Origin of the sequence: Haloarcula pelagica, assembly GCF_030127105.1 — an archaeon.
Taxonomy (GTDB): Archaea; Halobacteriota; Halobacteria; order Halobacteriales; family Haloarculaceae; genus Haloarcula; species Haloarcula pelagica.
The window spans coordinates 158,494-170,763 of record NZ_CP126161.1 but is presented as its reverse complement, the minus strand read 5'-3'; the positions used below and the strand labels follow the sequence as shown (position 1 = coordinate 170,763).

The window sequence follows — 12,270 nt, the reverse complement described above, 5'->3', positions numbered from 1 at the left end:
CAATACTGTTTTAGGGCTCCACTCTGGAGGGACTGGTATGAATTTGCACGCCAGAGATCTCCCCCAGGATGTCAGGGAACTGGGCGAGTTGCTGGGCGACGTACTGGAGACGCAATCCTCCACCGAAGCGTTCGAGATCGTCGAAGATATCCGCACGTCGTCGATCGACTATCGGCGCGGCGACCTGGAGACGCGGGAGTCGATCGGGCGGACGCTTGACCGCCTCGATCCCGAGATGGAGGGGGTCGTCGCTCGGGCGTTTACCACCTACTTCGAACTGATCAACCTCGCCGAAGAGCGCCAGCGCGTCCGGGAGATCCGGGAGGCGAGCCAGGCCGGGACGCTCGAAGACAGCGTCGGCGCTGCGGTCGAAGAACTCGCGGACGCCGACATCGGCTCCGAGACGGTCGAACAGGTCCTCGACGACGTGTTCATCGAACCGACGTTCACCGCACACCCGACCGAGGCCCGCCGGAAGACGGTCAAGGCGAAGCTCCGAAGCGTGGCGAACGACCTCGAAACGCTCGACGAGGTCCGCCTGACCGACCGCGAGGAGGATGTCGTCCGACGGGACGTTCGCTCGGAAGTCACGAGCCTCTGGCAGACCCCCCAGGTCCGTGACCGCCGCCCGGAGGTCACCGACGAGGCGCTGAACATCCAGTGGTACCTCGAAAACGTCCTCTTCGATGTCATCGACGAGGTGTACGACGAACTGGAACACGCGATCGACGAGGAGTACGACGAGGAGATCGATGTCCCGAAGCTCTACGAGTTCCGCTCGTGGGCCGGCTCCGATCGGGACGGGAACCCCTTCGTCACGCCCGAGGTCACCGAGGAGACCCTGGAGCGCCAGCGCGAGACGGTGCTGCCGCTGTACCGTGATCGGCTGAAGGCGCTCTCCGGTGTCCTGAGCCAGGACGCCTCCAACATCACGACCGACAGCCGCTTCGACGAGCGCCTGACCGAACACAAGGAGCGCCTCCCCGGCGTCGCCGCCGAGGCCGAGGAGCGCTACCCGGACGAGCCCTACCGCCAGAAACTCAAGCTGATGCGCGAGTCGGTGCTACGCGTCGACGACGTGCGCCAGGGCGGCTACGACAGCCCGGAAGACCTGCTGAAGGACCTCCACACGATCGCCGCCAGCCTCCGTGACAACGACGCGGCGGTCATCGCCGAGTCCCACGTCGACCCCCTCATCCGGAAGGTCGACACGTTCGGGTTCACTCTGGCGAGCCTGGACCTCCGCGACCACCGCAAGATGCACACCGACGCCATCGCGGAGGCGGTCGACCGCCAGGGCATCGACTACGAGTCGATGTCCGAGGACGAGCGCGTCGAGTTCCTGACCGAGGCGATCCTCCAGGACGGCCCGGTCGTCGACATGGAGGACACCGACGGGCTCTCAGAGGACTCGATCCGCGTCCTCCGGCGGTTCCGCAAGACCGCCGACTGGCAAAACGAGTTCGGCGTCGACGCCATCGACACCTACGCGATCAGCTGGTGTGAGGAGCCCAGCCACGTGCTGGAAGTCCTCTTCCTGGCCGACCAGGTCGGGATCGTCGACCTCCCCGGCTACTGTGGGCTCGACATCGTCCCGCTGCTGGAATCGGAGTACGCCCTCTCGGGCGCCCGGCGGATCATGGGGACGCTGTTCGAGAACGAGGCCTACTCGCAGGCGCTTGAGGCCCGCAACACCGTTCAGGAGATCCTGCTCGGGTATTCGGACTCCAACAAGGAGAACGGCTACCTCGCGGCGAACTGGTCGCTGTACAACAACCAGCGGCGCCTGGCCAACATCACCGACGACTTCGACGTGGAGATGCGCCTGTTCCACGGCCGCGGCGGGTCGATTTCCCGCGGTGGAGGCCCGATGAACGACGCCATGCTGGCGCTGCCAAACGAGACGGTGACCGGCCAGATCAAGTTCACCGAACAGGGCGAGGCCATCGCCGAGAAGTACGCCAACCACGACATCGCGGAGCGGAACCTCGAACAGATGCTCAACGCCCAGATCCGGGCGCGCCACAACGCGATGGAAGAGCCGGTCGAGGAAGTCCCCGAAACGTGGGTCGAGGCAATGGAGACCGCCTCCGACGCCGCCCGCGACGAGTACCAGTCGCTGCTTGAGACCGACGGCTTCGTCGACTACTTCGAGCAGGCGACCCCGATCACGGTCATCGAGAACCTCAACATGGGCTCGCGCCCGGCCTCGCGCAGCGAGGACCGCAGCGTCGAGGACCTGCGTGCGATTCCGTGGGTGTTCTCCTGGACGCAGGCCCGCTGTATCATCCCCGGCTGGTACTCCATCGCCACCGGGCTGAACGCCTACCTCGACGACGGCGGCGACATCGAGACGCTCCAGGAGATGTACCAAGAGTGGCCCTTCTTCAAGACGAAACTCGACAACGCTTCCCTGGCGCTCGCTCGCACCGAGATGGGTATCGCCGAGGAGTACGCCGACCTCGCAGACGACGACCTCCGCGAGCGCATCTTCCCGCGGATCAGAGAGGAGTACGAGGAGACCGTCGATCTGGTCACGCAGATCACCCAGCGCGAGGGACTGCTCTCGCGTGAGTGGCTCGAAGAGAACCTCGAACGGCGTAATCCGTACGTCGACCCGCTGAACCTGCTGCAGGTCCGACTGCTGGCTCAGTCCCACCTCACCGAGGAGGAAAAGCGGACGCTGCGCCTGACCGTCCAGGGGATCGCCGCCGGCATGAAAAACACCGGATAACCCGGCTCACTGCCCATCCGCCGCGGCGAACCCGATCGCCTGAGTTACTACACCTGTGGTACCTACCGAAGGATTTACGCCCGCCCCGACTGCATGGCCCCTATGGCACTCGAGACGATCCTGCTTGCCGTCGGCCCGAACGACAAAGACCGAATCGAAGAACTTGCCAGCGCCGTCACGGACATCGCCGGTCCCGCCGGTGCCGAGGTCATCGTCGCCCACGTCTTCACGGACGACGAGTACGAGAACGTCGTCGACCGACTCGAGTTCGAGTCCGTCGGCGAGGCCGACCCGGACCAGGTAGCCGACCGCCACACCACGGTCAGGGAACTGCTCAAGCGACTCGACGAGGCAGACATCGAGACATCCGTCCGCGGCGCCGTCGGTAACCACGGCGAACAGATCGTCGATCTCGCCGAGGATGTCAGTGCGGACCTCGTCGTCGTCGGTGGCCGGAAGCGCTCGCCGACGGGCAAGGCCGTCTTCGGGTCGACCGCTCAGGAAGTCATGCTGAGCGCTCCCTGTCCGGTCACGTTCGTCCGCGGCGAAGACTAAGCGCGGCGACGCTTCCAGTAGCCGGGGGCTCACCCGGCGGCTCGCTCACTCGACCAGGGCCGCCTCTAGCAGTTCCAGCGGGTGACGGATGTCGTAGCCCGTTCCGTGTTCCATCTGCATCGCACACGTCGGACACTCCGTCATCCCGGTGTCGCCGCTGGCGTCGTCCATGTGGTCGAACATCTCGTCGCCGATCTTCATCGACTTCTCGTACTTCTCGGCCTTCCAGCCGTAGGTCCCGGAGATGCCAGAACAGGACTCGCCCACGTCTTCGATGCCGACGCCCTCCAGATCGCGGAACAGTTCGACGGACTGACGTTCGAGCCCCTGGTTGCGCGCGTGACACGGCGCGTGGTAGGCGAACTCCCGTGCGAGATCGCCCTCCACGTCGGCCGCCCGGAGATCGCCTTTCAGGTCCTCGTGGATACGCAGGTACTCGACGGACTCGAAGGTGTTCGCGGCCACCTCGTCGATGCCGTCGATGTCGAACAGCTCGGGGTACTCCTGGCGCAGGGCCATCGAACAGGACGTACAGGACGCGATGGCGTCGTAGCCCTGTTCGATCAGATCGGCCATCGAGGAGACGTTGACCTCGGCGCCCCGGCGGGCGTCGTCTAGCATGCCGTTGGCGAACATCGGCGTCCCGGAACAGCGCTGTTCGGGGACGACGACCTCGTAGCCGTACTCCTCGAACACCCGGACCATCGCCTTGCCGACTTCGGGCGTGTTGTAGTTGGAGTAACAGCCGTGGAAGTACGCGACCTTCTTGTCGGCGTCGCGGTCCTGCCCGCGGCGTTCGCGGGCCTGTTGGGCGTTCTCTTTCGAGGCGGCCGCGCCGCCGCGACTCGACCACCACTCGCGGAAGGTCTGCTTCGCGAACGCGGGGAACTCGCGCTCGCTGGTGACACCGAGGGTCTTCTCCATGACCCAGCGGGCCGGCCCGAAGTTCATCGCGAAGTTCGCCAGCCGCGGGACCTTGCTGGCGATTGTCGCAGAGGTACGGTAGTTCGCCAGAATCCGATTGCGGACGTACTCGACGGAGAGCTTGTCCATCTGCTCGCTGACGTACTCCCCGCGTGCGGTGTTGTGCATCTGTGAGAGGGGGACGCCGGACGGGCAGGCGTTGTCACATCGCATGCAGTTCGAGCAGTCCGTGATCGAGTCGTCGATCGTGTAGTCGTCCTCGTTCTGTTTCAGGCGCCACTGCTCTGGCCCCTGGAACTTCGGGCCGGGGAACTCGTCGTCGACCTCCGCGACCGGGCAGTTCGTGTCACAGGTCGAGCACTTGTAACACGAGTCCGCGCCGGGGCGCAGGTCGAAGTCGTCACTGTCGGGGAAGACATCGACCGGTTCGAAGTCCTCGCCCGTGTTCGGTGCTGTCGGGTCGAACTCTGTTGGGGATTCGGCGTCGCTCATCGTGCCTCCTGTGCGGCGTTCGTGCCAGCCGCGTGGCCCGTCGCGATCGACACCCCGCTGCCGGACTTCTCGGCCGCGAAGTCGTAGCCGCCCAGGATACCCCCGGCGGCGCGCAGGTTGTCGAACTCGACGCTGTCGGTCGCTGTCAGTGGGCGCAACTGCTCGTCTGTCGGCAGGCCGAAGCGGGCGAACGGGTGGTCCCCGAACACGTCCAGATCGAACCAGTCGTAGCGGTCCTCGGCGTGGGGGACGTGGCAGTCGAAGATCGGTTCGTAGACGCCCTCACGGTCTGACTCGACGCCTTTCCCGACCAGCCCACCCGTCGCGAGGACGTACTGGTCGCCGCTGACCGGGATCCTCGCACCGTTTTTCTCGATGTACACTTCCTCGATGTGGCCGTCCTCGGCGGCGTAGTCGACGACGGGATTACCCGTCTCGAAGTTCCCGCCGGCCTCGTCTACCGCCTCGAAGAGCGCGTCTTCGAGGCGGAGACCGGGAAGCGACGGTGGCCCCATCGGGACCTCGAAGACATCGACGCTCAGCGCGTCACCGAGCGCGGCGCGCACCGCGTCCGGGTGGTCGTCGCCGAGGATCGCCGGCAGACCGACCCGCGCCTCGCCGTCGAGGTGTGGCTCGATCGCGTCCGCGAGCGCGTCCCGAGCGCCGACCATCCGGCCGCCGACCGCGACTTCGCCGTTCGTGTCCAACAGTTTGGCGTAGCGGGTTACCTTCGCGTCGGCCCGGAGGTCGCCGGGGAACTCGATGCTGACGCCGCGGGCCTCGAACGGGACACCGGCGGCTTCGAGGTGGGCAGCGACGTGGGGCGCGTCGAAGTCGACCATCGACCCCAGTCCGACCAGCAACACGTCGCGGTCGTCGCTGGCCAGGCCGGCGGCGGCGCCACGGGGATAGCGGGCAGTGGGTTTGACCGTCCCGCCGTGGGTCGGGAGGAGGGCGTTGGTGTCCGTGTGGTCACCTCGGTAGTCGGTCACGTCGTCGAACATCGCCATGGCCTCGCGGACGCCGTCGACGCCGACCGTCCGGTAGGGGTGGCTAGACGGGAGTTCCGGGATCGCCTCGTAGGGGTCGGTCAACGGCCCGTCTCCGTCGTGGGTATACCCGAGGATGTCGACCAGCCCCGAGGCGTTCCGGAGGGTACTCTGCTTGTACGACAGGAGTCGCACGTCGGCGCCCTCGCGGGCGGCCGCGAGCGCGCTGGAGAGGCCGGCGAGGCCGCCGCCGATGACGAGTACCTCGGACTCAATCGCCATCCGTGCGCCCTCCGTCGGCGGCCACGTCGGTCCCGGTCGCGCCACCGGGCTGTGTGGCCCCCGTGTCGAAGGCGGCGAAGTCGACCGGCTCGCCGTCGGCCGGGTCCCTGTCCCGGTTCTGTGTCGTCGCGTGCAGGGCGTAGTTCAACATCGCTTGGGAGAGCTGTTGGCCCCACAGCGCGTGGCGCTGGCCCTTCCAGCGCTCCTGGAGCAGTTCGTCCCAGGCCTGGCGGGCGACGCTCTCGTCGTATTCCCCGTGGAGTTCGCTCGCCATCCGGTGGGTACAGAAGCCGCCCTGGCAGTTGCCCATCGATGCACGGGTACGGATGCGGACGGCGTTGAGGTCCGACCCGGACTGGGAGATGGCGTCCTGGATCTCCGCGCGGGTGACGCCCTCGCACTCACACACCGTCGGGTTCGGCCCGTCGGTCTTCAGCACCTCGTCGGCCCGCGAGCCCAGCCGTTCGACGCTGCGCCGGCCGATCGGCGAGCGCAGGCCGAACTCGTCCATGTAGTCCCGCAGGACGGTGAAGTCGTCGCTGCCCGGCAGCGGTACGTCCGCGGTCCGGCAGTCCGCGTCGATGCCGAACTGGTTGCAGACGTGGTCGGAGATCTGTTCGCCCATCATTCGGTAGGTGGTGAACTTCCCGCCGACGATGCTGGTCATCCCGTCCAGATCGTCCCGCTCCTCGTGGTCCAGCAGGAAGAAGTCCCGGGTGATGTCGGTCGGGTCGTCGCTGCCCACGTCCGGCGGTTCGTACAGCGGCCGGACGCCCCAGAACGACCGGATCGTCCGGGCGTCGGCGAGCATCGGGACCAGTTCCGAGAGCGTCTCGATCATCAGGTCCACTTCCCACTGCTCTTCGGGGTAGTCCTCGGGGTCTTCGACCTCCTCGTCGGTCGTCCCCAGGATGCAGGTGGTCTCGTGGGGGACGATGATGTCGGCGTCGCCCTTGGGCCGACAGCGGTTGATGACGGTGTCGACCTGGCGGGAGTTCATGATGGTCATGACGCCCTTCGAGGGGCGAACCTCGATGTCGACGCCGGCCATGTCGCCGATGCGGCCCGCCCACGCGCCCGTCGCGTTGACGATGTAGTCCGCGCGGATCTCCTCGGTGCCGCCCTCGGTGCCGTGGACGCGCTTGCCGGGGCCGGCGCTGTGGTCGACCTCGACGCCGACGACTTCGTCGTTCTCGACGACGAGGTTCGTCACCTTCGAGTGTGTCTCGATGCGCGCGCCATGTTCCTGGGCGCTGGCCGCGTTGGCGACGACCAGCCGGAACGGGTCGATCGCGCCGTCCGGGACCGAGATCGCCTTGTCGATGTCCTTCGCGAGGTGTGGCTCGATCTTGCGGGCCTCCTCGCGGGAGACGACCTCCGCCGGAATGCCACACTCCTCACACCCCGAGAGCTTCTTCTCGAAGTACTCCTCGGTGTCTTCGGGGCGCTTGACGAACAGGCCGCCGGTCATCTCGACGCAGTGTGACGCGATATCACGGAGGACGCGGTTCTCCTCGATACATTCGGTCGCGCTCGCCTGGTCGGAGACGGCGTACCGGCCGCCGCTGTGGAGCAATCCGTGCATCCGGCCGGTCGTCCCGTGTGTGAGGTTCCCCTGTTCGAGGAGCGTGACATCCAACCCGCGCATCGCGAGGTCGCGGGTGATGCCCGCTCCGGTGGAACCGCCGCCGATGACGACGATGTGTGGTGCTGAAGCCATCTATCTTACCGAGGCTTTGGAGCCCATCTACTTTATTTTACCGTCGAACGCGCTTCCCTGGTAAATTTTATGAGTAATCATGAACGTATACGGTTTGTCCTGTCTGAGCGTCACGTTCGGGGCCGAAAAGACGACTGGAAGTGAACAGTCGTAAACGCACGTGTGAACGCCAGTGCGGTAGAAACTGTCCATTACCGATACGGAACGGTCGTGCTGAGAGCGTCGTGACGTGATCTCTACGGAGACTCCGGTGTCTGTCGACGGCGCCGTCCAACCGCGGGCGTCGTGTCGAGGCTGGGAGCGAACGACCGGCGTTTTCGCGCTCGATCGGCGGCGAACACCGTGTTTTTTGTCGCGGACGCGCGAGTAGACTGCCGCTAGATGTGCCACAGCGACCGGGGTGGGAGTCTCCGTGGGTGGCGGCTCGGCGCCGATGCCGGTGTCGGTCACACCGGTGAGCGTCCCACGCACCGCCGCTACCCCGGGTCTGCCGGATGCAACTGGCAACTGTCCGAAGAGACATTTCGTTTTTTATTGAGGCACGGCCAATGGGAGTAATCTTTATAATGATTCACTATATTGTTTACTAACAGCGCGGCATGGTTCATAAACAATGCCGCCAACGGAGTACACACCAATGGCAGACACATACGTCGGCTCGATCGACCAGGGGACGACAGGCACCCGCTTCATGGTATTCGACCACAGCGGACAGGTCGTCGCCAACGCGTACGAGAAACACGAACAGATCTACCCGGAGCCCGGGTGGGTGGAACACGACCCGATAGAGATCTGGGAGAACACCCAGCAGGTCGTCACCGACGGGCTCGAAGAAGCAGGACTGGACGCCAGTCAACTGGAGGCACTGGGGATCACGAACCAGCGCGAGACCACGATCGTGTGGGACAAAGAGACCGGCAAGCCCGTCCACAACGCGCTCGTCTGGCAGGACCGCCGGACGACCGACCGCGTCGAGGAGATCCAGGAAGCGGGGAAAGTCGAGGAGATCCGTGAGAAGACCGGCCTGGAGTGTGACGCGTACTTCTCGGCCACCAAGACCGAGTGGATCCTCGACAACGCCGAGCCGCTGAAGATGCAGGCCTCACGGGGTGCGGACCTCCGGGACCGCGCGGAGGACGGCGAACTCCTCATGGGGACCATCGACACCTGGCTCATCTACAACCTCACCGGGAACCACATCACCGATGTCTCGAACGCCTCCCGGACGATGCTGTACAACATCCGGGACCTCGAATGGGACGACGACCTCCTGGCGGAGTTCGGCGTCCCCGAATCGATGGTGCCAGAAGTGCGGCCGTCCTCGGACGAGGACTACTACGGTCACACCGATCCCGACGGCTTCCTGGGGGAGGAAGTTCCCGTCGCTGGGGCGCTGGGTGACCAGCAGGCGGCCCTGTTCGGCCAGACCTGCTTCGACGAGGGTGACGCGAAGAACACGTACGGCACCGGTTCGTTCTACCTGATGAACACCGGCGAGGAGGCAGTTGCCTCCGACCACGGCCTCCTGACGACGATCGGCTTCCAGATGTCGGGCGAGCCTGTCCAGTACGCACTGGAAGGCTCGATCTTCATTACGGGCGCCGCTATCGAGTGGCTCGAAGACGTGGACCTGATCAACAACGCCGCACAGACGGCGGAACTGGCCCGTTCGGTCGAGTCGACCGACGGCGTCTACATGGTCCCAGCGTTCACCGGGCTTGGCGCGCCCCACTGGGACGGCCGCGCACGCGGGACCATCGTCGGGATGACCCGCGGGACCCGGAAAGCACACATCGTCCGGGCGACCCTGGAGTCCATCGCCTACCAGACCCGCGACGTGGCCGAAGCCATGGAAGCGGACTCGGGCATCGAGACGACCTCGCTGCGTGTCGACGGCGGTGCGGTCAAGAACAACTTCCTCTGTCAGCTCCAGTCCGACATCATCCAGACGGACATCGCGCGGCCGGAAGTCGACGAGACGACCGCGCTGGGCAGCGCCTACGCGGCCGGCCTCGCCGTCGGCTACTGGGACACCGTCGACGAACTGCGGGACAACTGGCAGGTCGACCGCGAGTTCAGCCCCGAGAAGGGGAGCGAGGAAGTCGACAAGCTCTACAGCCGCTGGGATGACGCCGTCGAGCGCTCGCTCGACTGGGCCCGGGAGGAGTGATCACGGATGTACGACATGCTACTCCAGATCCCGGTGATCGGGATGAGCGTGCCGGACTTCCTCATCCTGGTGATCGCGGCCTTCGCTGGCGGCGCCTTCGGTGCCGCGCTCGGCGCACTGCCCGCGTTCTGTTTCACGGGCTTCATGGTCATCGGCGGAGAGGCGGTGAACATCGCCGGCTTCGAGAACGCCCCCGAGGGGCTCGGCATCACGTCGGCGCTCACGGGGACCATCGGTTTCGGTGCCGTCTTCGGCCCTCACGTGGCCTTCGCCGGCGGTGCGGCAGCCGCCGCGTACGCGGCCAAACAGGACGGCGTCATGCCGGAACCGGGCGACGGTGACTACCACCCGGCCAAGGACATCGCCTACGCGCTGGGTACCCGCCCCGACGTGCTCGCTGTCGGCGGGATCTTCGGCATCGTCGGCGCCGTCGGGACGGCTATCTCCGGCGGCCTCGCACTGCCGTGGGACCCCATCGCGATCATGGTCGTCGTCTCCGCGGCGCTGCACCGCCTGGTCTTTGGTTACCCGCTGATCGGTGGCGGTGACCGGAACCTGCTCGACATGACGCCCTTCGAGAAGGGTGAGAAACGTGTCGCCGCCGACGGGGGCGAGGCGATGACCGACGGTGGCAAAGCGATGACCGACGGCGGCATGGCCGAAGCCAAGCGCCTCGCGGTCGAACCGTGGCTGCCCCACCAGTACAAGTGGGCCAACGTCGCGATGATCGGCCTCGTCACCGGGATCCTCGGTGGGTTCATCGCGGTCGAGACCGGCAGCGCGTTCCTCGGGTTCGGGATCTCGGCCGCCACGCTGACCTTCCTCAACCTTGGCGTCGAGAAGATCCCCGTCACCCACCACATGACGCTGCCCGCCAGCACGGCGGCGCTCGCGATCTTCGGTGGCGTGCCGACCGGGATGAACGCCGTCATCGCCGTCGTCGTCGCCGGCGTCTTCGGCGTCTACGGCGCACTCGCTGGGGAAGTCGTCCAGCGGATCTTCTACGCACACTCCGACACCCACTTCGACCCGCCTGCCGCGGCAATCGTCATCGCCACGCTGACGATCGCTATCCTGGCGATCCTCGGTGTCTTCGGCGGCAGCTCGTGGGTCCCGGCACTGGGACTGGCGTGAGTGCGTAAGCTGTAATCTCTCTGTGGGCCTACCGCCCACTACTCGCTAAACGATGGATATCGAAGCGCGAATCAAACGACGCCAACGCCGCGACGGAGAGCACCGGCTCGTTCTGGACTACGAGGCGCTCTCACCGGTGTATCACACCGACGAACCGACCGACCGCGGCCCGGTCTTCGAGCGGTTACTGGATCATCTCGATCCCGTCTTCGACGGGAAGCTCCCACCCAACGCCTACGTGTACGGCCCCGCTGGCGCAGGGAAGTCCGCTGTCGTCACGGCGCTGTTTGGGCACCTCAAACAGCTCCCGACGGACGCCAAAGCCGTCATCCACACGACGACACGCGCACAGACGCCCACGTCACCCGCATTCGTCTACGTCGACACGCGGACGACGACCAGCGAGTTCGCGTTCTACCACGCGATCCTGGACAGTCTCATCGAGGAGTCGGTCCCGGAACACGGGATCGGAACCGAGACGCTCCAGTCCCGACTCCACGAGACGCTCTCGGGGCGCCACTCGGGGGTGGTGGTCGGTGTCGACCACATCGACGACCCGAGTGGGACCGACCCCGACGACCTCGTCGATCTGTTCGCGGGGCTCCCGAGCAAAGCCAGTTGGCTGGCGATCGGTGAACTCGACCCAGCACAGACCGAGATCACCGAGTACACCGCCAGATCGATCCGTGTCGACCGGTATCGCCGACAGATGCTCGTCGACGTGTTGATGACGCGGGCCTCCGACGGCCTCGCACAGCAGGCCCTCGACCACCGTCTGGCCCGGACGATCGCGGACTGGGCCGACGGGAACGCACACGACGCCCTCGCGGCCCTGTTGATCGCTGCCGTCCACGCCGACGGCGGCGGGAGCGACCGGATCGCCGAGACGGACGTGACTGCCGCGATCGAAGAGATCCCCGACCCCTGTGTGTCGCTCGGCCGCGTCCTCTCGTTGCCGGCCAACAGACAGGCGGTACTCCGGGAACTCGTCGACCTCGGCCCGGCCGAGACGGCGTCGGTGACCAAGACCACCGAAGCGATCGCCGAACAGGCGACCGTCGACCTCTCGCAGGGGACCGTCAAGCGATTCCTCTACGAACTCGCCGAGACCGGGATCGTCGAACGCGTCCAGTCGACGAAAGACACGGGACAGGGGCGACCACCGAGCAGGGTGGAACCGCGGTTTCCGCCGACAGCGTTCCGCCGGCTGTACGACCTGTCTCAGTAGTGGTCGCCCTCTCACCGTCTCCACCTGACGCCGAGTCGAATC

General features: G+C 66.0%; 8 protein-coding genes. 5 read left to right on the top strand and 3 right to left on the bottom strand.

Going from position 1 to position 12,270, the window contains the following annotated elements; all coding sequences use genetic code 11:
* The first annotated feature begins 37 nt into the window (after positions 1-37).
* Together ppc and P1L40_RS00855 are read left to right on the top strand one after the other, a co-directional pair.
* Entirely contained in the window at positions 38-2,734 is a 2,697-nt protein-coding gene (gene ppc, locus P1L40_RS00860; RefSeq protein WP_284009415.1) for a phosphoenolpyruvate carboxylase, read from the top strand.
* 102 nt (positions 2,735-2,836) lie between these two features.
* The gene (locus tag P1L40_RS00855) at positions 2,837-3,289 is read left to right on the top strand and encodes a universal stress protein (protein ID WP_284009414.1); all 453 of its coding nucleotides are present in this window, start codon (positions 2,837-2,839) and stop codon (positions 3,287-3,289) included.
* Positions 3,290-3,334: 45 nt separating this feature from the next.
* Here P1L40_RS00855 and P1L40_RS00850 read toward each other — a convergent pair whose 3' ends face one another.
* From P1L40_RS00850 to glpA, 3 genes are read right to left on the bottom strand one after another with little or no spacing between them, the layout of a single operon-like run.
* On the bottom strand, positions 3,335-4,705 hold the full coding sequence (locus P1L40_RS00850; protein WP_284009412.1) for an anaerobic glycerol-3-phosphate dehydrogenase subunit C: 1,371 nt from the start codon (positions 4,703-4,705) through the stop codon (positions 3,335-3,337).
* Positions 4,702-5,976: a glycerol-3-phosphate dehydrogenase subunit GlpB gene (glpB, locus tag P1L40_RS00845; RefSeq protein WP_284009410.1), complete on the bottom strand. Its 1,275-nt coding sequence runs from the start codon at positions 5,974-5,976 to the stop codon at positions 4,702-4,704. The genes P1L40_RS00850 and glpB overlap by 4 nt, the downstream gene beginning before the upstream one ends.
* The gene (gene glpA, locus P1L40_RS00840) at positions 5,966-7,696 is read right to left on the bottom strand and encodes an anaerobic glycerol-3-phosphate dehydrogenase subunit GlpA (RefSeq protein WP_284009408.1); all 1,731 of its coding nucleotides are present in this window, start codon (positions 7,694-7,696) and stop codon (positions 5,966-5,968) included. The genes glpB and glpA overlap by 11 nt, the downstream gene beginning before the upstream one ends.
* A gap of 637 nt (positions 7,697-8,333) precedes the next feature.
* On the opposite strand from glpA, the gene glpK reads away from it, so the two are divergent.
* Genes glpK through P1L40_RS00825 form a run of 3 tightly spaced genes read left to right on the top strand, consistent with a single transcriptional unit; the run spans position 8,334 to position 12,228 of the window.
* Entirely contained in the window at positions 8,334-9,866 is a 1,533-nt protein-coding gene (gene glpK / locus P1L40_RS00835; protein WP_284009407.1) for a glycerol kinase GlpK, read from the top strand.
* 6 nt (positions 9,867-9,872) lie between these two features.
* On the top strand, positions 9,873-11,000 hold the full coding sequence (locus P1L40_RS00830) for a DUF7973 family transport facilitator (RefSeq protein WP_284009405.1): 1,128 nt from the start codon (positions 9,873-9,875) through the stop codon (positions 10,998-11,000).
* 52 nt (positions 11,001-11,052) lie between these two features.
* On the top strand, positions 11,053-12,228 hold the full coding sequence (locus P1L40_RS00825; RefSeq protein WP_284009404.1) for a Cdc6/Cdc18 family protein: 1,176 nt from the start codon (positions 11,053-11,055) through the stop codon (positions 12,226-12,228).
* Positions 12,229-12,270 lie beyond the last annotated feature (42 nt).

What these genes read in the sequence shown, in the direction of transcription:
- glpK (WP_284009407.1), top strand. Translation starts at nt 8,334, where the DNA reads ATGGCAGACACATACGTCGGCTCGATCGACCAGGGGACGACAGGCACC.
- glpA (WP_284009408.1), bottom strand. Translation starts at nt 7,696, where the DNA reads ATGGCTTCAGCACCACACATCGTCGTCATCGGCGGCGGTTCCACCGGA.
- P1L40_RS00825 (WP_284009404.1), top strand. Translation starts at nt 11,053, where the DNA reads ATGGATATCGAAGCGCGAATCAAACGACGCCAACGCCGCGACGGAGAG.
- glpB (WP_284009410.1), bottom strand. Translation starts at nt 5,976, where the DNA reads ATGGCGATTGAGTCCGAGGTACTCGTCATCGGCGGCGGCCTCGCCGGC.
- P1L40_RS00855 (WP_284009414.1), top strand. Translation starts at nt 2,837, where the DNA reads ATGGCACTCGAGACGATCCTGCTTGCCGTCGGCCCGAACGACAAAGAC.
- P1L40_RS00850 (WP_284009412.1), bottom strand. Translation starts at nt 4,705, where the DNA reads ATGAGCGACGCCGAATCCCCAACAGAGTTCGACCCGACAGCACCGAAC.
- ppc (WP_284009415.1), top strand. Translation starts at nt 38, where the DNA reads ATGAATTTGCACGCCAGAGATCTCCCCCAGGATGTCAGGGAACTGGGC.
- P1L40_RS00830 (WP_284009405.1), top strand. Translation starts at nt 9,873, where the DNA reads ATGTACGACATGCTACTCCAGATCCCGGTGATCGGGATGAGCGTGCCG.